This window comes from Streptomyces sp. NPDC002870, assembly GCF_042888505.1.
Classification (GTDB): domain Bacteria; phylum Actinomycetota; class Actinomycetes; order Streptomycetales; family Streptomycetaceae; genus Streptomyces.
Map to the genome: position 1 here is coordinate 327,521 of NZ_JBIAPW010000001.1, position 26,319 is coordinate 353,839.

General features: G+C 70.9%; 15 protein-coding genes and 3 pseudogenes. 8 read left to right on the plus strand and 10 right to left on the minus strand.

Features of this window, described 5'->3' with window-relative positions; all coding sequences use genetic code 11:
- Positions 1-258: 258 nt before the first annotated feature.
- The 3 genes and pseudogenes from ACFYWY_RS01505 to ACFYWY_RS01515 all read left to right on the plus strand — a co-directional run.
- Positions 259-1,638, plus strand: a pseudogene (locus ACFYWY_RS01505) (alpha-amylase family protein); the annotation flags it as partial.
- A gap of 213 nt (positions 1,639-1,851) precedes the next feature.
- Complete coding sequence (pulA, locus tag ACFYWY_RS01510; protein WP_389177886.1) at positions 1,852-7,170, plus strand: pullulanase-type alpha-1,6-glucosidase; 5,319 nt, start codon at positions 1,852-1,854, stop codon at positions 7,168-7,170.
- A 67-nt stretch (positions 7,171-7,237) separates the two neighbouring features.
- Entirely contained in the window at positions 7,238-8,863 is a 1,626-nt protein-coding gene (locus tag ACFYWY_RS01515) for a SpoIIE family protein phosphatase (protein WP_389177889.1), read from the plus strand.
- Positions 8,864-8,924: 61 nt separating this feature from the next.
- Here the strand turns inward: ACFYWY_RS01515 and ACFYWY_RS01520 are convergent, their stop codons facing one another.
- The 4 genes from ACFYWY_RS01520 to ACFYWY_RS01535 form a co-directional block, all read right to left on the minus strand.
- Positions 8,925-9,647 carry a TetR/AcrR family transcriptional regulator gene (locus ACFYWY_RS01520; protein ID WP_389177892.1) on the minus strand — a complete coding sequence of 241 codons (723 nt, stop codon included), beginning with the start codon at positions 9,645-9,647 and terminating at the stop codon, positions 8,925-8,927.
- Positions 9,648-9,745: 98 nt separating this feature from the next.
- Positions 9,746-11,707, minus strand: a complete 1,962-nt coding sequence (locus tag ACFYWY_RS01525; protein WP_389177895.1) for a hypothetical protein — start codon at positions 11,705-11,707, stop codon at positions 9,746-9,748.
- A 99-nt stretch (positions 11,708-11,806) separates the two neighbouring features.
- Positions 11,807-12,601 carry a tyrosine-protein phosphatase gene (locus ACFYWY_RS01530; protein ID WP_389177898.1) on the minus strand — a complete coding sequence of 265 codons (795 nt, stop codon included), beginning with the start codon at positions 12,599-12,601 and terminating at the stop codon, positions 11,807-11,809.
- Positions 12,602-12,675: 74 nt separating this feature from the next.
- Positions 12,676-15,816 (minus strand): alpha-N-acetylglucosaminidase TIM-barrel domain-containing protein, encoded by a 3,141-nt coding sequence (locus ACFYWY_RS01535; RefSeq protein ID WP_389177901.1) that lies wholly within the window; start codon positions 15,814-15,816, stop codon positions 12,676-12,678.
- 103 nt (positions 15,817-15,919) lie between these two features.
- Between ACFYWY_RS01535 and ACFYWY_RS01540 the strand changes: the two genes are divergently transcribed.
- Positions 15,920-16,411, plus strand: coding sequence for a hypothetical protein (locus ACFYWY_RS01540; RefSeq protein WP_389177904.1), 492 nt, complete (start codon positions 15,920-15,922; stop codon positions 16,409-16,411).
- Positions 16,412-16,506: 95 nt separating this feature from the next.
- Here the strand turns inward: ACFYWY_RS01540 and ACFYWY_RS01545 are convergent, their stop codons facing one another.
- Positions 16,507-18,057, minus strand: a complete 1,551-nt coding sequence (locus tag ACFYWY_RS01545; RefSeq protein ID WP_389177907.1) for a DUF1996 domain-containing protein — start codon at positions 18,055-18,057, stop codon at positions 16,507-16,509.
- Between the two features lie 213 nt (positions 18,058-18,270).
- Here ACFYWY_RS01545 and ACFYWY_RS01550 point away from each other — a divergent pair, with 213 nt between their 5' ends.
- Entirely contained in the window at positions 18,271-18,804 is a 534-nt protein-coding gene (locus ACFYWY_RS01550; RefSeq protein WP_389177910.1) for a GNAT family N-acetyltransferase, read from the plus strand.
- A gap of 121 nt (positions 18,805-18,925) precedes the next feature.
- Here ACFYWY_RS01550 and ACFYWY_RS01555 read toward each other — a convergent pair whose 3' ends face one another.
- On the minus strand, positions 18,926-19,921 hold the full coding sequence (locus tag ACFYWY_RS01555; protein WP_389177913.1) for an SDR family oxidoreductase: 996 nt from the start codon (positions 19,919-19,921) through the stop codon (positions 18,926-18,928).
- A gap of 159 nt (positions 19,922-20,080) precedes the next feature.
- On the opposite strand from ACFYWY_RS01555, the gene ACFYWY_RS01560 reads away from it, so the two are divergent.
- Together ACFYWY_RS01560 and ACFYWY_RS01565 are read left to right on the plus strand one after the other, a co-directional pair.
- Entirely contained in the window at positions 20,081-20,692 is a 612-nt protein-coding gene (locus ACFYWY_RS01560) for a hypothetical protein (protein WP_389177916.1), read from the plus strand.
- A gap of 45 nt (positions 20,693-20,737) precedes the next feature.
- Complete coding sequence (locus ACFYWY_RS01565) at positions 20,738-22,144, plus strand: PepSY-associated TM helix domain-containing protein (RefSeq protein ID WP_389177920.1); 1,407 nt, start codon at positions 20,738-20,740, stop codon at positions 22,142-22,144.
- A 25-nt stretch (positions 22,145-22,169) separates the two neighbouring features.
- Here ACFYWY_RS01565 and ACFYWY_RS01570 read toward each other — a convergent pair whose 3' ends face one another.
- The 4 genes and pseudogenes from ACFYWY_RS01570 to ACFYWY_RS01585 form a co-directional block, all read right to left on the minus strand.
- On the minus strand, positions 22,170-22,751 hold the full coding sequence (locus ACFYWY_RS01570; RefSeq protein WP_389177923.1) for a winged helix-turn-helix domain-containing protein: 582 nt from the start codon (positions 22,749-22,751) through the stop codon (positions 22,170-22,172).
- 423 nt (positions 22,752-23,174) lie between these two features.
- Complete coding sequence (glnII, locus tag ACFYWY_RS01575) at positions 23,175-24,197, minus strand: glutamine synthetase (protein ID WP_389177926.1); 1,023 nt, start codon at positions 24,195-24,197, stop codon at positions 23,175-23,177.
- A gap of 101 nt (positions 24,198-24,298) precedes the next feature.
- Positions 24,299-24,981, minus strand: a pseudogene (locus tag ACFYWY_RS01580) (hypothetical protein).
- A pseudogene (locus ACFYWY_RS01585) lies at positions 24,926-25,323 on the minus strand (hypothetical protein); the annotation flags it as partial. The pseudogenes ACFYWY_RS01585 and ACFYWY_RS01580, both read right to left, overlap by 56 nt.
- 65 nt (positions 25,324-25,388) lie before the next feature.
- Between ACFYWY_RS01585 and ACFYWY_RS01590 the strand changes: the two are divergent.
- The gene (locus ACFYWY_RS01590; protein WP_389177929.1) at positions 25,389-26,303 is read left to right on the plus strand and encodes a Gfo/Idh/MocA family protein; all 915 of its coding nucleotides are present in this window, start codon (positions 25,389-25,391) and stop codon (positions 26,301-26,303) included.
- The last annotated feature ends 16 nt before the right edge of the window (positions 26,304-26,319 follow it).

Genomic DNA, 26,319 nt, shown 5'->3' on the forward strand with positions numbered 1-26,319 from the left:
GAACGTAACACCACTGCAAAACTTGCGAAAGGTCTTGCAGTTGGGAAACAGCAAGATTTCTGCGGCGCGACGAGAGTGTGTCCAAAGGGTTGACCCTGGGCCGGGGGGCTCGTACGGTCGCGACCGCAATAACTTTCTGCGTTCTTGCAGCAAGAACCGTCAGAGACGTCATTGGAACCATCAAAGGCCTTACGGGCACGGCGCGTTGCCGGACAAGGCTGCACCGTCACCCGCACCTCCCCCCATGCAGGAGGAAACATGGCCGGCAGACCCCTTGCCGCGGCGCTCGCCCTCGTGGCGGGCGCGGCGGTGAGTGTGATTGCACCGGCGGGCCCCGCGCAGGCGGCCCCGCCGGGGGACAAGGACGTCACGGCCGTCCTTTTCGAGTGGAAGTTCTCGTCGGTCGCCAAGGCGTGCACCGACACCCTGGGCCCGGCCGGCTACGGCTATGTCCAGGTCTCCCCGCCCCAGGAGCACATCCAGGGCAGCCAGTGGTGGACCTCGTACCAGCCCGTCAGCTACAAGATCGCCGGACGGCTCGGCGACCGCGCCGCGTTCAGCAGCATGGTGAGCGCCTGTCACGCGGCGGGCGTCAAGGTCGTCGCCGACTCGGTGATCAACCACATGGCCTCGGCGGACGGGACCGGCACCGGCGGCTCGTCGTATACGAAGTACGGCTACCCGGGGATCTACTCAGGCGCCGACATGGACGACTGCCGGTCGCACATCACCAACTACGCCGACCGGGCCAATGTCCAGAACTGCGAGCTCGTCGGGCTCGCCGACCTGGACACGGGCGAGGACTACGTCCGGGGCCGGATCGCCGCGTACCTGGGCGACCTGCTCTCGCTCGGCGTCGACGGCTTCCGCATCGACGCCGCGAAGCACATGCCGGCCGCCGACCTCGCCAACATCAAGTCCAGGCTCAGCAACCCGGGCGTGTACTGGAAGCAGGAGGCGATCCACGGCGCGGGCGAGGCGGTGTCGCCCAGTGAGTATCTGGGGAACGGCGACGTCCAGGAGTTCCGCTACGCCCGTGACCTCAAGCGTGTCTTCAACAACGAGAACCTCGCGTATCTGAAGAACTACGGCGAGGGGTGGGGGTACATGGAGTCGGGGAAGTCGTCGGTCTTCGTCGACAACCACGACACCGAGCGAGGCGGCGACACCCTCAACTACAAGGACGGCGCGAACTACACGCTGGCGAATGTGTTCATGCTGGCGTGGCCGTACGGGTCGCCGGACGTCCACTCCGGCTACGAGTGGACCGACAAGGACGCCGGCCCCCCGAACGGTGGCACAGTGAACGCCTGTTACACCGACGGCTGGAAGTGCCAGCACGCCTGGCGTGAGATCGCGTCCATGGTGGCCTTCCGGAACACGGCGCGCGGTCAGGGCGTCGTGAACTGGTGGGACAACGGCGGCGACCAGATCGCCTTCGGGCGGGGCTCGAAGGCGTACGTCGCGATCAACCACGAGGCTTCGTCGCTGACCCGCACTTTCCAGACGTCGCTGCCGGCGGGTGACTACTGCGACGTGCAGTCGGGCAGGGGCGTGACGGTGAACGGCTCTGGCCAGTTCACGACGACGCTCGGCGCGAACACGGCGGTGGCGCTGCATGTGAACGCCCGCAACTGCGGGTCGAGTTAGCCGCCGGCTCGGGCCGTTGTCGGGGCTCCGCCCCGAACCCCGCGCCTCAATCGCCGGCGAGGCTTGATTTGCCCGGGCATATCGAGCCCGTCCGGCGATTGAGGACGAAAGGGGCGGGCTGAGGAACAGCCCCGCGCAGCGCCCCGCCCCGCCCCCAACAGCAATCCCTCAGCCGTTCGTAGCCCTGAAGGAGATCCATCGGTGACCCTCACCCCCCGCGTCAGCGCGGCCGGCACCGCCATAGGCACCGCCGCCGCCCTCCTCGCGGCGCTCATATCCGCCGGGCCGGCCGCCGGCGCGCCCAGACCGCCCGCACCGCCCTCCGACAAGGCCCTCGCCGCCGAACCCGCGCGACACGATCTGACGCGGGAGCAGTTCTACTTCGTCCTGCCGGACCGGTTCGCCAACGGCGACACCTCCAATGACCGCGGCGGACTTGACGGTTCGCGGCTCGAGACCGGTTACGACCCCGCCGACAAGGGTTTCTACCAGGGCGGCGACCTCAAGGGCCTCACCCAGAAGCTGGACTACATCAAGGGCCTCGGCACCACCGCCATCTGGCTCGCCCCGATCTTCAAGAACCGGCCCGTGCAGGGCACCGGCAAGGACGCCTCGGCCGGCTACCACGGCTACTGGATCACCGACTTCACCCAGGTCGACCCCCACTTCGGCACCAACGCCGACCTTACGAAGTTGATCGACAAGGCCCACGGCAAGGGCATGAAGGTCTTCTTCGACGTCATCACCAACCACACCGCCGACACCGTCGACTACGCCGAGAAGAAGTACGGCTACCGGCCCAAGGGCGCCTATCCCTATCTCGACAAGGACGGCCGTCCCTTCGACGACCGCGACGGCATCAAGAAGGTCGACGCGGACTCCTTCCCGTACACCCCGACGGCCGGCGGCCAGAAGGTCCCCGCCTGGCTCAACGACCCGACGATGTACCACAACCGCGGCGACTCGACCTTCGCCGGCGAGAGCTCCGAGTACGGCGACTTCTCCGGCCTCGACGACCTCTGGACCGAGCGCCCCGAAGTCGTCAAGGGCATGGAGGAGATCTACGAGAAGTGGGTCCGGGACTTCGACATCGACGGCTTCCGCATCGACACCGTCAAGCATGTCGACATGGACTTCTGGACCCAGTGGGCGACCGCGCTTGACGCGTACGCGGCCGAGCGCGGCCGGGACGACTTCTTCATGTTCGGCGAGGTCTTCGCCGCCGATACGGCGATCACCTCGCCGTATGTGACCCGCGGTCGGCTGGACGCCACGCTCGACTTCCCCTTCCAGGACGCCGCCCGCGCCTACGCCTCGCAGGGCGCGCCCGCCGGCAAGCTCGCCGCCGTCTTCGGCGACGACTATCGCTACACCACCGACAAGGCCAACGCCTATGAGCAGGTGACCTTCCTCGGCAACCACGACATGGGCCGCATCGGCACCTTCCTCAAGAAGGACAACCCGAAGGCCGACGACGCCGAACTGCTGAAGCGCGCACGGCTCGCCAACGAGCTGATGTTCCTGGGCCGCGGCAACCCGGTGATCTACTACGGCGACGAGCAGGGCTTCACCGGCGCGGGCGGCGACAAGGACGCCCGCCAGAGTCTCTTCGCCTCGAAGACCGCCGACTATCTGGACGACGACCAGCTGGGCACCGACCGCACTCACGCCGTTGACGCGTACGACCCGGCGCACCCCGTCTACCGGTCGGTCGCCGCCCTGTCGAAGCTCACCAAGGACCACCCGGCGCTGCGCAACGGCGTCCAGCAGGAGCGGTACGCCAAGGACTCGGTGTACGCCTTCTCCCGTACGGACGCGAGGGCGCGCACCGGGCCCGTCGAGTATCTCGTCGCCGCCAACAACGGGACGGAGCCCAAGACGGTGACCCTGCCGGTGGATGCCGTGGACTTCCGTGTCCTGTACGGCGGTTCGGGCACCGTCCGCGCCACCGAAGGCAGGATCACCCTCACCGTGCCCGCGCTGTCGTCGGTGGTGCTCCGGGCCGCGGGGCCCCTGGCCGAGCCCGCCGCCAGGCCGGCCGTGACCCTCAAGGCCCCGGCCGCCGGAGCCACCGGCACCGTCGAGATCACGGCGGATGTCACCGGCGGACAGCTGAACCGGGTCGTCTTCGCCGCCCAGAGCGGCAACGGCAAGTGGCGCACCCTCGGCTCGGCCGACCACGCCCCGTACAAGGTCACGCAGTACATCGACCGGAAGGTGAAGGCAGGAACGCCCCTGCGCTACAAGGCCGTTGTGGTGGACAGCGCGGGCCGCACCGCAAGTGCTCTCGCCTCGACTACCGCGGGCCAGGCCCCGCCGCCCGAGAAGCCGGTGGCCGTCGAGCGCGACTACGCCGTCGTCCACTACAAGCGCACCGGCGGCGACTACGACGGCTGGCAGCTGGGGTCCGGTGACACCACGGCTTCCTTCACCGGGCGGGACGCCTACGGCGCCTTCGCCTGGGTCAAGCTCCCCGAGGGCGCCGCGACCGTCCCGTACACCGTCGAGAAGAACGGCACGGCGGACGGCCCGCAGCGCACCGTCGACCTCGCCCGCACCGGCGAGGTGTGGATCGAGCAGGGCAAGGACGGCCAGGCCGACCGCGCGCCCGACGGGGCCTACCCGCCGCAGGACAAGACCAAGGCCGTCCTCCACTACCACCGTGCCGACGGCGACTACGACGGCTGGGGCCTGCACACCTGGACGGGCGCCGCATCGCCCACCGACTGGTCCAAGCCGCTCCAGCCGGTGCGGAAGGACGCGTACGGAGTGACCTTCGAGGTGCCGCTCGCCGCCGGCGCGACCTCGCTCAGCTACATCGTCCACAAGGGCGACCAGAAGGACCTGCCGACCGACCAGTCCCTGGACCTCGCGACGTACGGACACCAGGTCTGGCTGCTGGCCGGGCAGCCGAAGTATCTGCTGCCGCAGGCCGGCGGCGCACCCTCCCTCGACCTGGCCAAGGCGGAGGCCCAGTGGATCGACCGGGACACCGTCGTCTGGAAGGTGAAGGCCACCGACGCCACCAGCCAGCAGCTGGTGTACGCGAAGGACGGCGGCATCTCCGTGGTCGACGGGGCGCTGTCGGACGAGGGCCGCTGGCTGCGGCTCGCACCGTCCGCGCTCAACGACGCGCAGAAGGCCAAGTACCCCCATCTCAAGGACTACCCGGCCTTCACCGTCGACCCCCGCGACCGGGACAGAATCCGTGAGTCCCTGCGCGGCCAGCTGATCGCCACGCAGCGCGCGGCCACCGGTGCGCTGCTCGCCGCCACCGGCGTACAGATCCCGGGGGTACTCGACGACCTGTACGACGCCACCGGAGCGAAGCTCGGGCCCGTCTTCGACAACCGCGGCCGCCCCACGCTCTCCCTCTGGGCCCCGACGGCTCAGTCCGTCTCCCTCGAACTCGACGGGAGGACGGTCGCGATGCGGCGGGACGACACCAGCGGCGTCTGGTCGGTGAAGGGCCCGAAGAGCTGGGCGGGCAAGCCGTACCGCTACGCCGTCAAGGTCTGGGCCCCCGGCGTCCAGAAGGTCGTCACCAACAAGGTCACCGACCCCTACTCCACCGCCCTGACCACCGACTCCGCCCGCAGCCTGGTCGTCGACCTCGCCGACCCGAAGCTCGCACCCGCGGGCTGGGCCGCGACGAAGAAACCCACGGTCGTGCCGCTGCCCGACGCGCAGATCCAGGAGCTGCACATCCGTGATTTCTCCGTCGCGGACCGCACATCGAAACACCCCGGCCAGTACCTCGCCTTCACCGACCGCGACTCGCTGGGCATGAAGCATCTGCGTGCGCTCGCCGCCTCCGGCACCTCCTACGTCCATCTCCTGCCGGCCTTCGACATCGGCACCATCCCGGAGAGGAAGTCCGACCAGGCCTCACCCGCCTGCGACCTGAAGGTGTACGCACCCGACTCCGAAGAGCAGCAGGCCTGTATCGCCAAGGTGGCCGCGAAGGACGCGTACAACTGGGGCTACGACCCGCTGCACTACACCGTGCCCGAGGGTTCGTACGCCTCAGACCCGGAAGGGACCAGGCGTACGGTCGAATTCCGGCAGATGGTCCAGGCCCTGAACTCCAGCGGTCTGCGCACCGTCATGGACGTCGTCTACAACCACACCGTGGCGAGCGGCCAGGCCGACAAGTCCGTACTCGACAAGATCGTGCCCGGCTACTACCAGCGGCTGCTCGCCGACGGCACCGTCGCCACCTCCACCTGCTGCGCCAACACCGCGCCAGAGAACGCCATGATGGGCAAGCTCGTCGTCGACTCGGTCGTCACCTGGGCCAAGGAGTACAAGGTCGACGGCTTCCGCTTCGACCTGATGGGTCACCACCCGAAGGCCAACATCCTCGCGGTGCGCGCCGCCCTGGACGAGCTGACCCCCGCCCGTGACGGCGTCGACGGCAAGAAGATCATTCTCTACGGGGAGGGCTGGAACTTCGGGGAGATCGCGGACGACGCCCGCTTCGTCCAGGCCACCCAGAAGAACATGGCAGAAACGGGAGTGGCGACCTTCTCCGACCGGGCCCGCGACGCGGTGCGCGGCGGCGGCCCCTTCGACGAGGACCCGGGCGTCCAGGGCTTCGCCTCGGGGCTCTACACCGACCCCAACTCCTCGCCGTCGAACGGCACCGAGGCCCAGCAGAAGGCCCGTCTTCTGCACTACCAGGACCTGATCAAGGTCGGTCTCACGGGCAACCTCGCCGCGTACACCTTCACCGACAGCTCCGGCCGGACCGTCAAGGGCTCCCAGGTCGACTACAACGGCGCCCCGGCCGGGTATGCCGCGGCTCCCGGCGACGCCCTCGCGTACGCGGACGCCCACGACAACGAATCCCTCTACGACGCTCTCGCCTTCAAGCTGCCGTCGGGTACGTCCCCGGGCGACCGGGCGCGTATGCAGGTGCTGGCGATGGCGACCGCGGCGCTCTCCCAGGGCCCCGCGCTCTCCCAGGCCGGGACGGACCTGCTCCGCTCCAAGTCGCTGGACCGCAATTCGTACGACAGCGGCGACTGGTTCAACGCGGTCCACTGGGACTGCCGGGACGGCAACGGCTTCGGGCGCGGGCTGCCGCCGGAGGCCGACAACAAGGCCAAGTGGCCTTACGCCAAGCCCCTGTTGACGGCCCCATCGCTCACGGTGGGCTGTCCGCAGATCAACGGCGCATCGGCCGCCTACCGCGATCTGCTCACCATCCGCACCACTGAGCGGGCGTTCAGCCTGGGCACGGCGGGCGAGGTGCAGTCCGCGGTCTCCTTCCCGCTCTCCGGGAAGGACGAGACACCGGGCGTGATCACCATGCGGGCCGGGGACCTGGTCGTCGTCTTCAACGCGACGCCCGAGCAGCAGACCCAGCGGGTCCCTGAACTGGCCGGGAAGCCGTACGCCCTGCACCCCGTCCAAGCCGCGGGCGCCGACCGTATCACCGGGGCATCGTCGTACGAAGGGAGTTCGGGCAGCTTCACCGTTCCGGCGCGCACTGTCGCCGTCTTCACCCGGGGCTGACCATCGCGCGATAGCGTGGTGGAAAGACTACGGAGCGGGGTGTCCCCGACCCGAGGGGAAGCGGGACATGAGCGGAGCCGGCGGCGCCACGGTGCTGGTCGTCGACGACCTCGAGGCCAATCGCTACGCCATGGGCGCGGTGCTGCGCCGGGCCGGACACCGGGTGGTGTCCACCGCGTGCGCCGGCGACGCACTGATCGAGCTCGACACGAGACTCAGGTCGGGTGCGTTGCCGGACGCCGCGCTGGTGGACATCGGTCTGCCCGACATGAACGGCTTCGAACTGTGCCGCCGGATCAAGGCCCATCCGGAGATCGCCGCGATGCCGGTGGTGCACTTCAGCGCCGCGGCGATCTCCCCGCACGACCGCAGCCGCGGACTCGACGCGGGCGCGGACGCGTATCTGACGATCCCCGTCGAGCCGGAGGAGATCGAGGCGGTCATCAGGGCCGCCCTGCGCGGGGCCCGCTCCCGCCACGACGCAGAGGCGCAGGCCGACCGGCTGGCCCGGCTCGCCGTCGCGACCACGGAACTGCACGGTGCGAGCGGCCCGCAGGAACTGGCCGACCTGGCCGCGGCCGCCACCGCCTCGCTCACCGGCAGCCCGGCCGCGGCCTTCGTCTTCGGCGCGGAGGACACGCTGTACGCGGGCAGCCCCCGGCGCTACGACCACCCGCCGGACGCCGAAGCGCGGGCAGCCGTGGCCGGGCTGCTGCGGCGGTGCATGGCCGGCCGTACGGGCGTACATTCGCGGATCGCGCCCCCGCCGCTGTGGCCGGCCGGGTTCTTCCGGCCCGACGTCCCCGGCGGCGCAGCCCTGCTGCTCGCCGGCAGCCGCCCCGATCAGCCGCCGGTCTGCCTGGCCCACCCCGCGTACACCTCCTGCGAACCGGACACCGCGTCGCTGCTCGGCCGGCTCGCCCACGCCACCGCCCTCACCGCCCAGACCCTGCGCACCTCCGCAGAGGAACGCCATGTCGCGCTCACCCTGCAACGCAGCTTTCTGCCCCAGCAGCCACCCGCCCTGCCCGGCGCGGACCTCGCCCTGCGCTATGTGCCCGCCTCCCGCAACGCCGAGATCGGCGGCGACTTCTATGTCGCCCTGAACACGGCGGCCGGACTGCTGGTCGGCGTCGGCGACGTCGTCGGCCACTCGCTGGACGCGGCGACGGTGATGGTCGAACTGCGCCACGCCCTGCGCGCGTACGCCACCGACGAGAGCGACCCGGCCGCGCTGCTGGGCCGCCTGGACCGGATGCTTCAGAGCTACCACCCGGAAGCGACGGCCACGGTCTGCCTGGCCCTGATCGACCCGCGGACCGGCCGCACCCGGATCGCGAACGCCGGCCATATCCGCCCGCTGATCGTGACCGGCGACGGCAGCGCGGCCTACGCCCGGACCTCGGGCCCGCTACTCGGTCTGGGACTGGACCGCCCCTGCCCCTCGGAGATCAAACTGGCCGAATCGGACCGGCTGTTGATGGTCACCGACGGTCTGATCGAGACCCGTGGCACAGACCTCACGGTCTCCCTCGAACGTCTCCGCCACGCCGCGGCGCACGCACCGCCGGGCGTCTTCGCCCTCTGCGACACACTGCTGGACTGCTTCGGCACCCGCGAGGACGATGTGGCGCTGCTGGCCCTTCAGCTGACGAGTCCGCCGACGGACTTCTCCTGCGGGACGACGCCGTAACGACTCCCGCCGACGGCATCGAACCCGTCGTCCGTGCCGAGGTCCGCGACCTGGAGCCGTCCTACCGCAGGCGCTGAGCCGGCACCTTTGTCAACGTGGGCGCCAGCGACATGAGTCGGCCGACCAGATCGCCGAACGGCCCTTCGGCCGGCTCGTCCTTGAGGATGCGCAGCAAAATGCCCGCCATCTCCTCGTCGTACGCCGCACTCACCGCGCACAGCGCCGCGAAGTCGTGCACCAGCTGCAACTCCAGCTCACCGCGCGGAACCCGCCGCCCGTCCAGCCAGATCAGCGCGGTCGACTCGGCGAGCGACACCCAGGACCGTACGACCAACTCCAGCCGCGCCGGTGGCCTCTCGATCCCCAGATGGGCCAGAATCTGCTCGTACGCGGCCTGCCTGACCTCGTCGATCATCGCGTTCGTCGTCGACGATCCAACGGCGGGACCGCCCCGCATCAGCGCAGAGAACCCCGGCCCGTGGTCGTCCACGAAGTCGAAGAACCGGCCCATGACCCGCAGCAGCCGCGCCCCGAGCGGACCCTCCGGCGGCTCCAGGAACCGCCCGGCCAGCTCATCGGCGGCCCGCCGCAGCGCCGCCTCGTACAGGCTCTGCTTGCCGGGAAAGTAGTGGTAGACGAGCGGCCGCGAGATGCCCGCGGCCGCCGCTATCTCGTCGATCGACACCTCGTCGGGGGAGCGGTGGCCGAACAGCTCCAGCGCCACACCGATCAGCTGCTGCCTGCGCTCCTCGACGCCCATCCTGCGGCGTACCCCGGTCGTCATGCGAACACCCTAACGGGCGTCGTCCACACGTCCAGGACCGGCCGGCCGCCCCGCCGGCGAATGGCCGGGAGCGACTCAGAGGGGGCCACAGGAGCGGTTCAGTGCAGCGCGCCCACGCGACTGCCGTCCGCCAGACGGCCGTTCAGCTCCGCCCGCGCGCCCTCCCGCGCGGGCACCGCCAGCAGTTTGCCCTTCGCGCTGCCGTCGACTCCGCCCGATGTCGCGAGCGACGTGAACTGCCCGCTGCCCGCCGCGAGTACGTACCACCGCCCGGCCCGGGATTTCCAGAGCACGCCCGCCAGCACCTTCGGATCCCGCACCCCGCAGGCCGGTGAGTCCTCGGCCCGCGCCGCGATCGCGGCCGGGGCGCCGGCCTGTGCGACCGGGGCCTGGAACTGGGCCATGACCCGGCTCCCGGTGCCCCGCCAGGTCTCCGCGCGGGTGCACAGCCAGTGAGCCGTGCCGTTCGAATCGGGCAGTGGCTGTTTCGCGTACTGCCACGAGTTGACGCTGCGCACACCGTGCGCCCGCACCCCGGGCAGCAGACAGGCCGTGCGGGCCCAGAAAGCGCGCTGCGACGTGCCCGTGACGTCCCGCGGGGCGGACGGCGGGCCCGAGGTGAGCCGGGCCGGGGTCAGTTCACCCAGGTCGGTCAGCAGCCTGTCGGCCGTGTCGTCGCGCAGCTCCAGCACGTCCCAGGCCTTGCAGTCGCGCGCCTGCGCCGGGCTCGCCAGCGGGGCCGTGAGCCCGTCCTCGTCGCGGGACAGCGGCTGCGGCTCCGACGCCGGGTCGAGCAGGTTGCGCACGGAGACCTTCCGCACCCAGGGCGCGGTCAGATAGCGGACATTGCCGTGGGTGCGGCCTGCCACCAGCGCGCCCGACGTGGCGGCGTCGGCCCCGTCCGTACGCGCGAAGTCGAGCGCCACGCCGCCGGTGCCGTCCGTGGGCTCGGCGTACCGGACCACGCGCAGCCCGTCGTGCAGGAGCACCACGCGCGCCTGGTCGACCTCGCCCGCGTACAGCAGCTGCGGCGGACCCATCGGCGGGCCGGGCGGCGTGCCGGGGGTCGCGGAGACCTGGACCGCGCTGCCGGGCCTGGCCCAGACGGCGAGCGCGCGGTGCAGCAGGGCACGGTCGTCGGTGAGATCGCCGCGGGCCGGCCAGACGGAGAAGTCCGTACGGGACGAGCGCTGCCACGCCGTGGCGGAGACCCGCGTCAACAGGGCCGGATCCAGGGCGGATTCGGCGGCGGGATTACGTGCGTACGGCGGGGCTGCCGCACCGTCCGGACCCCAGCCGTCGCCCGGCAGCCCGAGCAGCGCGCCGCACACCGCGAGGGCCGCGGCGGCCACCAGCGCAGCCTTGACGTGCTGGCGGCGGCGCATCAGATCGGTGGGGCGCGCCTGCAGCGAACACGGGTCGAACTCGGGGGAGTCGAGCAGCGCGGCGTCCCCCGCCGTGTCCATCCCGTCCGCCTCGGCGAGCGCCGCATGCGCGTCCACCACCCCGGCGGCGGTGAGGGCGTGACGTACATCGGTGTCGGGCAGCTCCTCCAGACCGCGCAGTACGTACGCCGCCCTGGCGGGCCCGGAGAGCGCGGAGAGCCGCTGGTCCAGAGCGAGTTCATCCGCGCCGCCGGAGCGCGGGAAGACCCGCAGACCCCAGACGTGCGGCAGCAGCGGCGGCAGCTGGGCGCGCTTCGGCCAGGCCGGCCGCATCAGCGGAAGCCCGGCGTCCAGGGCCTGGCGCAGCACCCGCCCCCGTACATACGCGTATCCCGGGTCGGCGTCGCCCTGCGCGCGGCGGGAGGGCGGGATCGCGGCGTCCGCGGCTCCCGCGGGGCTGGTACGGCCGCGCGGGAGCGAGCGCTGCACGAGGGCGTGCGCGGTCAGCACACGGCGGTTGCGCCCGAGGGACGGAGGCAGTACGAGATACGCGATCCGCACGAGCCGGGGGTAGTGCTCGACAAGGACCGCTTCGGCCTGCTCGACCGAGACGGGTCCGGGGGCGGGAGCGGGGGCCGACGGGGCGGGTGTGGTGACGACATCCTGTGGGCGCACGTTCAGCAGAACGAGCGAATGGTCCTATGGTCACCGGCACACCCCGATCGGGGCGGGCGGTCGCCGCCGCTGACCGTGCCGCCGCCGACCGCGCCGCCGTCAGCCGGCGAGCAGCTCGTGGATGCGCTCGATCGCCGCCGCCGGGACGCCGAGCCCCTCACGCACGTAGTTCTCCATCGTGCCGTGGCGGGCGTCGACCTCGTCCAGCGCCGCGGCCAGATACTCCGGCACCACGCCGATGATCGCGAGAGCGGTCTCGGGGTCGCCGCCCTGCGCGATGTATCCCTCGATCAGCGGGGCGAACGCCTGCCGTACCGCCGGGTTGACGGCCAGATACTCCGCCTCGACGGTCTCCGGCTCCGCGCCGAGCAGGGTGAGGACGATCGTCGCGGCCCAGCCGGTGCGGTCCTTGCCGGCCGTGCAGTGGAAGAGCAGCGGGCCGGACCCGGGGTCGGCGACCTCATTGAGAAAGGCGCCGTAGGCGGCGCGCGCCGATTCGGTGCTGACGAAGCCGCGGTAGGTGTCGGCGAACAGCGCCTGCGCCCGGCCGCCGCCCAACTCCCCCTCGGTGAACACCGGATCGGCCAACACCCGCCCCAGCTGCGCGGGGACCGCCATCCTGCCGGACGCCACCGGGTCGGCGAGCACATCGGCGAGCAGCAGCCGCCCGCCCGGCGGGATGCGGTCCGGGCGGGCGAGGCGCTCGGCTGCCGTGCGGAAGTCGACGACCGTACGGATCCCGAGCGCGGCGACGGCCGGATCGGCGGCTGGGTCGAGCCGGTCGAGCGACCCGGAGCGGAAGAGCAGACCGGATCGTACGGAACGGCCGCAGCGCAGGGGAGTGCCGCCGAGGCCGCGGAGGTTGGCGACGGTGGTGGCGGGGATCGCGGTCATGGCGGGCGGCTCCCTGACTCGGCACATCGATATCTGCTGCTATATCTGCTGGATGTCCCGGAAAGATCCTTTCCTTACGGAACGGTAGTGGACTCAGGCGCCGTGATCGACCACCCGCTGAAGTGCACCGTGCCCCGGGCCCCGCTGCCACCGCTTACGGCGCTCATGAACAGCCCCACGTCCTGAGTGCCGGCGGTTCCCGGCACGGACACCGTGGCGATCGTGCGCCAGGTGGCGCCGCCGTCCGTCGAGCAGGCGCCGGTGAAGGAGGTCCCCGCGTTGCGGACGAGCCTCAGCAGCACCGGGGCCTTGATACCGGTGATGCGCTTGTACGCGTCCAGAGTGCCGTCGCCGTTCGTGTCGTACGACAGCACGATGCCCTGGCCGGGTGTCGCGGCCAGAATCAGGAAGCCGGCGGCGCCGGGTGTGGACAGGCTGTTGCGTACGACGATGCCTGCCCGGGCCCAACTGCCCGTGTCCTCCTGGGAGTCCACGCGCAGGACGACGGTTGTGCCCCCCACCAGGGCGGCATCGCGGTAGGCGGTGCCGAAGTGGGTGGTGCCCCGCCACATGTCGTTGCCCGCGCCGTTGATCGCGAGGCGGTCGCCGAACTGTCCGAAGACGGCCGCGTTGCTGGTGAACGTGCGCCATCCGGCGTCCAGCGGCGACGCCACGAACAGCGCGCCCTTCTGGGGGACGGCCACCCGGTCCTCTCCGCGTGGGCCGTACTGCGTGCGCAGTTCGTACGGCATGGGGCGCAGGGGCTCGGTGAGAGGGTCGGCCGGGGCCGTCACGCGCCAGGAGACGGTGCCGGTGGCGCCCGCCGGGACGCGGCTCAGGAAGGGGTCGCCCTGAGGTTCGGCGTCCGGGCCGGTCAGGTCGAAGTCGACGCGGCCGGTGGAGCGCAGCCCGTTGAGGTTGCGGAAGGCGGCCGTGACGGTGCCGGTGCTGCCGGGCGTGAAGGCGGGCGGATCCGCGCTGACATCGGTGAAGCCCTGGTAGGGCGCCGCGGCGAGGGTGTCGTACACCCGCCGTGCCGTGCGGTACGCGTCCCCCGTCGCCCGCACCGGATAGGCGCGCCGGTCCTTCGTCCAGGCCTCCTCTGCCGGATACCAGTCGAAGGCCTTGGGCGCGCGGCCCTCGGCCATCGCGGCGGCCTGCTCGTCCAGATACGCCTCCCACTGCGGCACATGGACGTCGTTGATCAGCCCGTGCCAGTCGCGGTTGGCGTAGTTGCTGAGCTGGTCGGCCGCCGCCCGGTCCGCCCAGGTGGTGATCAGCGCCCTCGCGGTGCGCTCCAGCTCCACCGCCTCGTCCGCGCTGGTGGCCAGCCGTTTGGCGTCCTCAAGCCAGGGGCCGAGAAGGAAGGCGCGGTGGCAGCCGGCCATCGTGTCGCTCAGCCGCATCAGCTTCAGCCACAGCGCGGTGAGGGCGCGGAAGGTTTCCACGTCCTTGGTCAGATGGGCGACGCGCAGCGGGAGCTGCAGCGTGCGGGAGCGGTTGGCGAGGGCCTGACGGGCCAGGTCGGTCACATCGTGGCGGTAGGCGTCACTGTCGCGCAGCCACGGACGTACGCCGAGCAGCGCCGCGAACGCCCGGTCGAACGCAGCCGGGTCGAAGGCGGTGCCGATGTACGCGGTCATGCCGGGGCGGCGGCAGAACAGCGAGTCGTAGGGGCGGCCGTCGGTGCTGGTGAGCTGGTAGGCGGTGGCGGCGAGCGCGGCGAAGGCGGTGCGCGCCGATCTGTCCTCGCCGCCGTAGCGGATCTCGGCGTACTCGGCGAACCACGCCTCCCGGTCGATCCGCTCCTCGCGCCAGGCGAGCTCGCTGAACAGCTCCAGGGCGGCGGGGTCGCGCTCGGCGGCCTCCGGCATGTACGCGGTGCCGGCCAGCGCGCTGCCCGGCTTGTCGCGCCAGGCGGTGAACTTGGCGGTCCACCGGTCGGTGTTCGCCCCGATGGTGGTGCGCCCGCCGAAGTTCGGGATGGTGCCGAAAGCGTACGGAGCGCCGCCCCAGGCCGTCTCCCGGTCGGTGACCGTGTCCAGGTCGGAGAGCCCGTCGACGATCAGCACCCGGTCGGTGTCGATGGCATCGAGGAGGGCGGGCCGTGGGTTGGCCTGCCAGCCGAGGATCACCCAGGTGGCCCCGGGGCGTGCGGTGTGCAGGGAGGTCTCGACGGCGCGGGCGGCGGCCGCGACCGGGACGTCCCCGGCGGTGCCGCCCTCATGCAGCAGGTCCATCTTGAAGTGGCCGATTTCGCCGAACAGTTCCGACTGGTGCCGGTAGAAGGCGGCGGCGACGTCGGCGAAGCTCCGGGTGCGCGGGTCGAGCCAGTCGGGGCGGCGCAGCCCGTTCCAGCTGCCCTGCGGGATGACGCGGGCGTCGCCGGGATTGCGGGCGACGAAGCCGTCCGGGACCGTGCCGAAGTAGCCGGGCAGGACCGGGTGCATGCCCAGTTCGCGCATCCGGTCGCAGATGCGTCTGCCGAGTTCGGTCCGTCTGCCGATGAGCTCGGGGGAGAGCGGGCCGCCGTATTCGCTCATGTTCTGCAGCAGCCACCACGGCTGGTGGGAGGGGGCGGGCAGCCAGGTGCGGGACTCGGTGTCGGAGTATCCGAAGTCCATCAGGAGCCGGTGGTAGACGGCCTCCTGGCCGGGTGTCACCAGCACCTCGTTGCAGCCGTGCAGGGCGAGCACGTCGAGCAGCCGCTCCCAGCGGGCCCAGTCGGCGTACGGGGCGGTGTAGCCGTCGTGCGTGTCGTTGTACGCGAACCGGTGCGGGACGGTCGCCGACCGCTCGAGCGGCGTGCGGGGCGCGGGCAGCCGCCCCGGCAGGTCGAGCCGGCTGCCGGACCAGGAGATGTGCGCCCGGCAGACGTACTTGAGGTACCAGTGCACCGCGGTGAGGAGTACGGCGGGACTGGTGCCCGCGACCTCGATACGGCCACGCGAGCCGGTGACTTGGAAGCGCTCGGGTCCGTCCAGCGCCCGGAGCCGGAACTGACCGGCGTGCCGGGGAAGCAGCCGCTGGACCGCCGCCTGGGCGGGTGTGGTGTCGAACCGGGCGGCGGGCGCGGCGGCGGCTGCTCCGGACGCCGCGCCGGCCGGGGCGCCTCCGGATTGGGCTGCGGCCGCTGGGTTGTGTCCGGCCAATGCAGCTCCCACGCCGATCGCTCCCGCTGTGCCCAGCACCGTACGTCTCGACAGCTCGATCATCAGCGCTCCTCCGTGTGGCTCACGTGACAACAGGTGCGTGCGGGAGCGCAGGTTATCGGGAGTTCCCTCGCGCGAAAGGTGGCTGACAGGGCACGATGGCCGGATGCGGACAGTTACGAACACGGGCGCGAGGCGGACGGCCCGCGCAGCACTGGCAGTTCTGGCGCTGACCCTTGCCACGGCCTGCGGATCGGGCGACGACGGCGACGGGCGCGGCGGCGACAAGGATCCAAAGCCCCCGAAGACGGCGACGGGCACCCTGGAGCAGTTGGCCGAGAAGGCGGAGTGCAAACCGAACATCCAGACGGATGCGGACGAGCTGCGTCAGGCCAACTGCACGACGGGCGACGGCAAGTATGTGCTGGCCACCTTCGCCACCGACCGGGGGCAGCGCGAATGGATCAACGAGGCCAATGACTACGGCGGCTCGTATCTCGTCGGCCGCAAATGGGTCGTGGTCGGCGAGGCGAAGGTGGTCACAGCGCTGCGCGGCCGGCTCGGTGGGACGGTGGAAACCGGCTCGCAGCACCACTCGGGGAGTAGTGGTGGCAGTGGGGGGAGCGAGCAGGACCACTCGGAACACCACGGGAGCTGACCGCGCAGGTACTGGGTGGGGGGCCGGGACAGCCGGATCGGCCCCCCTTCCGGGGAGCCGATCCGGGTCGTGCGCAGGGGATCAGTGCCGACGGGTCACTGGCACTTCTGACCGGTGTTGATGCAGTCCACCACCTCGTTCATCAGGTCCTCGTCGAAGACGTTGATGAAGTCCCCGTGGTCGGTGATGGGCTTGTGCAGCTGCTCCGGGAAGGAGTCGACCGCGAAGCCGGGACCCGGCGGGACGTCGTAGACGATCCGCTGGACCAGCTGCGGGATCGCCTGGAATCCATCGCCGCAATTGCCGTTGCCGTCCGCGAAGGCCACATGCGTGCGGTGATTCGCACTGTCCGTGTTCTGGCCGTCCCAGCAGCTCTGGAACTTGAAGCTCCGCACCACCTGGCTGCCCTCGGGGCAGATCGGGTACTTGTCCTTCAGCTGACGGTCCTCGAAACCGGTGCAGCTCCAGGAGGCATTGGCATTCGCGTCACCATTGGTGAGTGCCTTGGCGTCACCGGTGATGATCCGCAGGAAACGGGGCATTGCGGTGACCTTGCTGACCGGATTGCCGACGAAATTCAGCGTGACCTGGGACGGAGTCTGGATCTCTCCGACGTTCTGGTCATTGCCGCCGCCGTCGGCGTTGGCGTCGTTCTCGTCCTGCCCGTTCTGCAGTCGCAGGACAGGCCAGTAGTACGTGGACTTGTCGCCCTGGTTCTGGCAGGTGGTGTCACCGCCTGCGAGATCGTCGTCGCTGGCGAATGCGTCATTGGCCTGGTTGCCGACGTAATCGTGCATATGGTGCGCGCCGTTGCTCACACCTGGGGCGACGATGACATTGTCCGGGTTGAACTTCCCGTTTTCGTTCGTCCCGCACTCGGTGGTGAAGGTGCCTTTGGACCCGCTGCGCCGCTGACGCGGCTGCTGGACGTTCGGCTCGACGGACTGGATGTCGACGAAGTCGGAGGCTTCGGGGCCGTTTCCGGCCTGCCCACCCTGGTCATTGCCTTGACCGTCGTCCTGACCGCCATTCTGGCCATCGTCCTGACCGTTGTCCTGACCGTTGTCCTGACCGCCGTCCTGACCGCCGTCCTGACCGTCGCCGTCCTGTCCGTCTCCTTGTCCGTCGCCGCCGTTGTCACCCTCGCCGGCGTTGACGTTGTCGTCGGGGCGCAGGGCGCAGGGGGCGAGAGAATCAAGCCCCTGCGGCTGCTGGCCGGCCCGGCCGATGGCCACGGAAATACGGTCGATGCTCGCCACCCGCTTGTCCTTCAGCGGATTCAGAATGGCGTTCTCGGCCAGTTGGGGATCCTGTTCGATCTGCTCCTTCTGTTCCGCGAACTTCTGGTACGCGTCGGTGATCTGGCTGTCCATCGTCGCCAGTTCCCGGTCGACTTCCGGACGTGCCTGTTCGGGGACGTCGGGCAGATCGTTCGCGACCTCGGGGCAGTCGATGGTGGACACCGACTGTCCCGCGCCCTTTGTCTGGTTCTGCGTCTGCTCGTTCTGCTGGCCGGACCAGGACCAGCCTTCGCCTGCGGAGGCATAGGTATTGACCGCGACCAGTCCACCCCCGCCCAGAATCAATGCGGCCGAGGCGACTATCGCCCGGTTCGCCAGCGTCGAGCGTTTTCTGTTGCGTCCCATGGAACTCCTCTGCTTCGTTGCCGGGTGTGGGTTAGGGGGGTCCCGGCAGAGGGAGAAGCGCGACGTTCCCCGGCAGAGGGAGAAGCGCGACGTCCAATACGGCTGGGGCTCATGGGGTGTTCAGCCGCCTCTGGAATTCGTAGAAATCTCCATGAGTAAATCCGGCGCATTGCGCTGAAGTCGGACGGCGGTGGGGATGGCAGGATGGACGCCATGACCGAGATCCAGACCCCCCGTCTCCTCCTGCGCCGCTGGCACGACGACGACCTCGTCCCGATGGCCGAGATCAACGCAGACCCCGAGGTCATGCAGTGGATCGGTGACGGCTCGGTCCGCGACCTGGAGCAGACGGCGCAGGACATCGAGCGCTGGGAGGAGGAGTGGGACGAGGAGGGCTTCGGCCTCTTCGCCGTCGAGCTGCTCGCCTCCGGTGAACTGGTCGGCTGCGTGGGCCTGTCCGTGCCGCACTTTCTGCCGGACGTGCTGCCCGCCGTGGAGATCAGCTGGCGGCTCGGCCGGCCCTTCTGGGGTCAGGGGTACGCCTCCGAGGCCGCCCACGCCTCACTGGAGTTCGCGCTCCAGGACCGCGGCCTCGACCGGGTGATCAGCATCGCGCGGCTGGGCAACGACGCGTCAGAGAACGTGATGCGCAAGCTCGGCATGGAGCTGGATCACGAGACGACGCACCCGGAGTACGGCTTCCGGCTGCACATCTACGCGATCGACCTCACGGAGTACGAGGCCTGACGCTGTCGTGGGCGTCCAGAGCCGCCGCTCCAACCACGGCCGTTGGGGGTCCCCCCCGGACGAAGTCTGGGGGGAGATTGAGGACACGCCCGAAGGGCGCACGCCCGCCGCAGGCGCCCCCCTAGCCGGCCAGAACCTTCGCCTCCACCTCCGCCGCAAGCCCCACCACCGGACGATCCTCCCGCTGCGGCGGAGCACCCCCGATGGACTCAAGCCACCTCCACGTGTCCGTCACCGTCGACCCGACCGGGCGGCAACTCAGCCCCGCCGCCAGGGCCTTGGCGACATTCACGCCGTGGATCGCTCGATGCAGTTCCGGCTGTTCCGCGCGGGGAATCCAGATCGGCAGGTCGGTCCACGGCTCGATCCCCGCCGCCAGGATCGTCTCCGGCGGCGTCCAGCGGAGCTCCGCCGACGAGCCCGTGGCCCTCGCGCAGGCCTCCAGCAGGTCGCCCATCGTCGTGTGCCCCGGCTCGCTCACCACGTTGTACGGGCCGCTCAAGCCCCGCTCCGCCGCCAGTACGACCCACTCCGCGAGGTCGCGTACGTCGATGTACTGCAGCGGCGTGTCCCGCGGACCCGGCGCGAGCACAGCGCCGCCGCGGGCGATCCGGCGCAGCCACCACGGCAGGCGGCCGATGTTCTCCCAGGGGCCGATGATCAGGCCCGCGCGCACCAGCAGCGCGCCCTCGTCGCCGAACGCGTCGAGCGCGGCCAACTCGCCGCCCCGCTTGGCTTCCGCGTACGGCACCTCGCCCGCGTCGGGCGAGCCCTCCACCACCGGGCCGGTCTCGTCGTGGCCGAGCGCCGGGGGCCAGGCGTACACCGAACAGCTCGACACATAGACATAGCGACCGACCCGCCCCGCCAACAGCCGCGCCGCGTCGCGTACGACGGAGGGCGCGGCCGACCACGTGTCGACGACGACGTCCCACTCCCCGTCAGCCAGCGCCGCAAGCCCCTCAGGCGCGGTCCGGTCGCCGAGCAGCGTGGTGACGCCCGCGGGCGCCTCGTGCCGCCCGCGGTGGAAGACCGTGACCTCCCAGCCACGTGCCAGCGCCGACTCGACGACCGCACGGCCGACGAACTCCGTGCCCCCCAGAATCAGAAGTCTCATAGCTGCGACTCTGCCTGGTGGGGAGAGGTCAGGGACAGGGTTTCAGCTGCCCGCGGAAGGGGCCCCTCCTGCAACCGCCGCGCGGGATGGCAGCATGTGCGGACCATGACAGATGCCCGGTCGCCGATACGCGCCTTTCGGGCCGCACTCTTTGCGGCGGTGTGCATCGCACTGGCCGCCATGGGGCATTCGTTCATATCTGCGCATGACATCCCCGTCCCCACGCTCCTCACGGCCTTCGCCGCGACCACGGCCGTCGGCTGGCTCGCCGGCGGACGACGTCGAGGCGTCCGGGCCATCGGCACCGGCCTGCTCGCCGTCCAGGGCGCCCTGCATCTGATCTTCTCCGAAGCCGGCGGACGCCCGTCCCGGCACCACCATCACGCCGAGCCCGCCACCACGGCCGGGCGAACCATGGACGCGGGAGCCATGGACGTGGGAGCCATGGACGTGGGTCCCATGTCCATCGGACCCATGGACGTGGACGCCGGCATGCTCGCCGCCCACCTCGTCGCCGCCGCCGTCTGCGCGCTCTGGCTGGCCCGTGGCGAGGCCGCCTTCTTCCGGCTCGCCCACGTCGTCGGGCATCTCGCCTTCACCCCGCTGCGCCTGCTCCTCACTCCCGTCCGGCTGCCCGCAGCCCCACGCCCGGTCCCGCAGAGCCCCCGGCCCCGGCGTCTGCACGGCGTACACCTCGCGCACGCGCTGACCCGGCGCGGCCCGCCGACGTTCCCCGCACCTCTCGCAACGGCCCCCGGAGCAGCCGCCTGACCTGGGGCCCGTCCCCCATGTCAGCGTCAACTCCCTAGGACCATCATGGCCATTGACGTCCCCAAGCAGACCGACGAATCCGAGAGATCGACCGCGCAAGGCTCCACCTGGAGCGCACTGCGCCCCCTCGTGCTCCGCCTCCACTTCTACGCGGGACTGCTCATCGCCCCGCTGCTCCTGGCCGCCGCCGTCAGCGGCTTCCTCTACGCGCTCTCCTTCCAGGCCGAGAAGCTCGTCTACAGCCATGAGCTGCAGGTTCCGACGGGCGACCGTTCCGTCCCCCTCTCCGCCCAGGTCGAGGCCGCCCGCACGGCCCACCCCGAGGGCGAGGTGACCGCCGTATGGCCCTCCTACGAGGACGGCGCGACCACCCGCGTCCTGATGACCACCCCCGAGGTCGAGGAGGGCGAGTCCCTCGCCGTCTTCGTCAACCCCTACACCGGGGAGATACGCGGCGAGCTGGTCGACTCCTTCGGGGCTCTTCCGCTGCGGGCCTGGCTCAGCGGACTCCACTCCAACCTGCACATGGGCGACTTCGGCCGCAACTACAGCGAGATGGCCGCCAGCTGGCTGTGGGTCGTGGCACTCGGCGGTCTGCTGCTGTGGCTGGGCCGCAGACGGCGCTCCAAGCGTGAGCTGATTCTTCCCGAGCGCGGCGCTACGGGCCGCCGTAAGTCCCTGACCAGGCACGGCGCGATCGGCGTGTGGGCGGTCGCCGGACTGCTCGTCCTCTCCGCGACCGGTCTGACCTGGTCCAAGTACGCGGGCGAGAACATCGACACGCTCCAGACGCAGCTCGGCGGCGCGACCCCGTCCGTGGCGGCCGAACTCTCGCCGGGCGGCGGGGAGGGCGACGGACACGAGGGCCACGGCGGCGGTGCTGACTCCGTCGCCCAGCAGGGCCCGGACGTCGGCATCGACAAGGTGGTCGAGGCGGCCGCGGCCAAGGGTGTCGAGGGGGAGATCTCCGTCATCCTGCCCGCCGACGGCAGTGGTTATGTCGTCAAGGAGACCGACAAGCAGTTCCCGGTCCATCTCGACTCGGTCGCCGTCCATCCGGCCGACGGCAAGGTCATGGACGAGCTCAGGTTCGCCGACTACCCGCTGCTCGCCAAGCTGACCCGGTTCGGGATCGACGTCCACATGGGCAGGACCTTCGGCCTCGCCAACCAGCTCGTCCTGGCCGCTCTCGCCCTCGCGCTGATCCTGCTCATCGTCTGGGGCTACCGGATGTGGTGGCTGCGCAGGCCCACGAAGGAACGGAAGCTGAGCGCGGGCCGCCCCATCCCGCGCGGCGCATGGCGGAAGGCGCCGATCACCCTGCTCCTGCCGATCGCCGCCGTGACCGCGGCGATCGGCTGGTTCGTCCCGATGCTGGGCATCAGCCTGCTGGTGTTCCTGGTGGCCGACCTCGCGTTCGCGGGCGTGGCGAGGGCCCGGTCCCGCTTCTAGCGGAAACCGGGCCCAGGCGCTCAGCTCACGGAGCGTATTTGTAGCCGACCCGCCGCACGGTCTGGATCGTGCGGCGGTGCTCGGCGCCCAGCTTGCGGCGCAGCCGGGCCACATGGACGTCGACCGTCCGGCCGTCGCCGACGTGCCCGTAGCCCCACACGGTGGTCACCAACTGGTCGCGGGTGTGCACCCGGTGGGGGTGCGCCACCAGATGCGCCAGCAGCTCGAACTCGAGGTAGGTCAGATCCAGCGTCCGGCCGTCCACGTGGGCGGTGCGCCGGGAGCTGTCGATCGTCACCGGGCCCGCACCCTCGGTGCCGTCGACCGGCGCGGCCGACGGCACCAGCGGGGCCGGCTGCTGATCGGCCGGTACGAGGACGAGGTAGCCGACCATCGGCGGCTGGTCCGGCAGGGTGGGCAGCGTGTGCTGGGGAGCGGGCAGCCAGGTGGCCCCCGGCGGCAGGAAGTCCGCCACATCGACGAGGCTGCCCGGCGGGACGATTTCGTCGCGGTCGACGGCACGCAGCCGGTGGCGGCCCGGATTCACGGGTTTGGGGTTGACGGCGGTCGCAGCGGATACGGCGGAGAAGGTACGGGAGTTCGCCATGAGGCTCAGCTCTTTCGCGCGGAGGAGTCGACGAGTCGGTAGGACGGACGTACGTCGTGCGCGCTGGCCGAAGACCGGGGTGAGCGGCTTTAGAGGGCCTGCGCGTTCACCGCGCGGCAACACACCCGGTCGAAGTCATGGTGCTGCCGGGACGGCCAGAACGGCTCAAGGTCGCTGCGACCTGTCGCGATGTGCTGGAAGCTGGCCATGCCCCTATTGAAGCAGATGGCGTCGTGCGGCAGCAGTGGCCTTCCGCACGTTGCCGTGCCTTTCCGGGGGGCGACCCCGGACCGTCGGCCGTAGGCCTGCCTGACGGTCAACTGGCGCGAGACGCGCCGAAGGGCGCCCACCGGCCGGACCGGAGGGCGCCCTGTCGTGCTCACTGCGTGCTCACTGCGTACTCACTTGGTGCCCACTGCGGGATCAGACCTGGCCGGCCTTCTCCAGAGCGGCGCAGCAGGTGTCGACGAGCAGCCGCGTCACCACGTACGGGTCGACGTTGGCGTTCGGGCGGCGGTCCTCGATGTAGCCCTTGCCGTCCTGCTCGACCTGCCAGGGGATACGGACCGAGGCGCCGCGGTCGGAGACGCCGTAGCTGTACTCGTTCCACGGGGCGGTCTCGTGCAGGCCGGTCAGGCGGTCGTCGATGCCCGCGCCGTAGTTCTTGACGTGGTCGAGCGGCTTGGAGCCCTCGCCCAGCGACTCGCAGGCGGTGATGATCGCGTCGTAGCCCTCGCGCATCGCCTTGGTCGAGAAGTTGGTGTGCGCGCCCGCGCCGTTCCAGTCGCCCTTCACCGGCTTCGGGTCGAGCGTCGCGGAGACCTGGAAGTCCTCGGCGGTGCGGTAGAGCAGCCAGCGCGCGACCCACAGCTGGTCGGAGACCTCCAGCGGGGCGAGCGGGCCGACCTGGAACTCCCACTGGCCCGGCATGACCTCGGCGTTGATGCCGGAGATGCCCAGGCCCGCCTTGAGGCAGTTCTCCAGGTGCGCCTCGACGACGTCACGGCCGAAGATCTCGTCCGCGCCGACGCCGCAGTAGTAGCCGCCCTGCGCGGCCGGGAAGCCGCTCTCGGGGAAGCCGAGGGGGCGGGCGCCCTTGAAGAAGGTGTACTCCTGCTCGATGCCGAAGATCGGCTCCTGCGCGGCGAACTTCTCCGCCACCTCGGCCAGTGCGGCACGCGTGTTGGACTCGTGTGGGGTCAGGTCCGTGTTGAGGACCTCGCACATGACCAGTACGTCGCCGTCGCCGCCGCGGATCGGGTCGGGGCACGAGAAGACCGGCTTGAGCACGCGGTCCGAGGCGTGGCCCTTGGCCTGGTTGGTGCTGGATCCGTCGAAGCCCCAGATGGGGAGCTCGGCGCCGTCGTTCAGAATCTTGGTCTTCGAACGAAGCTTGGCGGTCGGCTCGGTGCCGTCGATCCAGATGTACTCAGCCTTGAAGGTCACGGGCCTCATCCTTTGGGGGTGCAGCGGTATGTCGCGAAGCTTCGCAATCCGCGATTTCCCGGCCGTTGCCCGCTTGTGAACCCCGCGTTACGCCGGGCCGGTCAGCCCGCCGCGCGCTGCGTGAGCAGGGAGTCGAACCCCGCGGCACGGATCCGGCGGACAAGATCGGTGCGGCTCGTGCCCAGCGCCTCGGCCGTCCGGCCCAGATGCCAGTCGTTCTCGTGCAGCCGGTTCAGCAGATGGCTGCGCCTGATCTGTGCCTCGGAGAGCCGGAAGGTTTTGAGGGCGTAGACCCGCTCGAAGGAGTACGACGAGTCGAGCAGCCGGGCGGCCGGCAGCGTGTCGTGGTTCTCGGCCCACGCGCGCTCCTGCGCCCGGGCCGCGGCCCGGAGGTCGGCGAGCGTCTTCAGATGCCCGCCGTCGCGGACCCGCGCCTCGAAGTCCGGCACCGGGCCGCCGAAGAAGGCGGTCTGGTGGACCAGTTCCCCGTACAGATCCTCGATCAGGGACGGGCAGGGCACGGTAGTGGGCGGGGTGCGGTACGACTCGCGACGAAGCCGTGCGGAATGTAGGAGAGACAGTGCGCACGAGAGCCGAGCTCGACCTCGCCGGAGCCGTAGATCTCGTGACGCAGCCGCAGCCCTGCCACCGGCTCTTCGCGCACCAGCGGCACCAGCCGGATGCCGCCCCACACCTGGGCGGGCATGGTCGTGAGCCCGGTCACGTCCATCCTCCGCGTCGCGGATGCCGGCCGTCGGCACGCTCGGCGCGAGGCGGCGCACATCGAAGCTGTCCGCGTCGTATACAGGGTTCACATGCACGACATTTGTGCTCCGGTCGGGGTCGAGCCGGGTGCGCCAGACCCGCAGCATCTCGTCGGCCAGCCCCGGCGGCACGTTTTGTCCCAGCCGTCCGAGACGATCACCAGCCGCTCGGGGGAGTGCTCCAGGGCGTCCAGGATCCGGGTGCCGAGCGGAGTCGGCCCCCACGGCCGGACCAGCAGCGGGTCCGCGGAACCCGAGGTCCAGTGCGCGCGGTACGAACCGGCCGGCGCCTCCAGCAGGAAGTGGCAGCCGAGCGCTACCGCGAGCGGCCGGCGGCGCTTGACGCCCGAGTCGTACGAGGAATAGTTCGCGTCCCGGCCGCCTGTGTACGCACCGGGATTTTTCCGCGGTTGGCACACTGGGCGGTATGACGAAGCCCGCAAAGCAGCTGCGTATCGGACTCCTCGGAGCCGGTCCCTGGGCGGAGCGCACCCAGGCCCCCGCGCTCGCCGCCCACCCCGACGTCGACTTCGCCGGGGTGTGGGCCAGGCGGCCCGAGGCGGGCGCCGCCCTCGCCGCCATGTACGGCACGACGGCCTACTCCGGCGAGGACGGCGCCGACGCCCTCTTCGCCGCCTGCGACGCGGTCGCCTTCGCGCTGCCGCCGGACGTCCAGGCGCCGCTCGCGGCCAGGGCGGCCGCGGCCGGCTGCCATCTTCTGCTGGACAAGCCGGTCGCGACGAACGTGGCGGCGGCGCGCGAGACGGCCCTGGCGGCGGAGCGCGCCCAGGTCGCCTCTGTGGTCTTCTGCACGCTGCGCTTCGCCGTGGACACGGCACCCTGGATCGCCGAACAGGCGGCGGTGGGAGGCTGGTTCACGGCCCGCGCGCAGTGGCTCGGCTCGCTGTACGCGCCCGGCGCGGACAGCCCGTACGCCGCGTCGCCGTGGCGGCGGGAGAAGGGCGGGCTGTGGGATGTCGGCCCGCACGTGCTGTCCGTACTGATCCCGGTGCTGGGCGATGTGACGACGGTGACGGCGGCGCGCGGGCCCGTGGACACCGTGCATCTGGTGCTGCGGCACGCTTCGGGGGCGTCGAGCACGGCGACGCTCGGCCTGAGCGCGCCGGTGAAGGCGGCGGGCGCGAGCATCGACCTCATCGGCGATCAGGGGAAGGTGGCGCTGCCGCAGTGGGCCGACGCGGTCCGCTCGTTCGGTGCGGCGGTCGACGCGCTGCTGGAGTCGGCGCGTACGGGGCGGGCGCACGACTGCGACGTACGGTTCGGGCTGCGGCTGACCGAGATCCTCGCGGAGGCGGAGGCGGAGCTTCTGCGGCGCGGATAGCGGGAGCGGGGAGCGG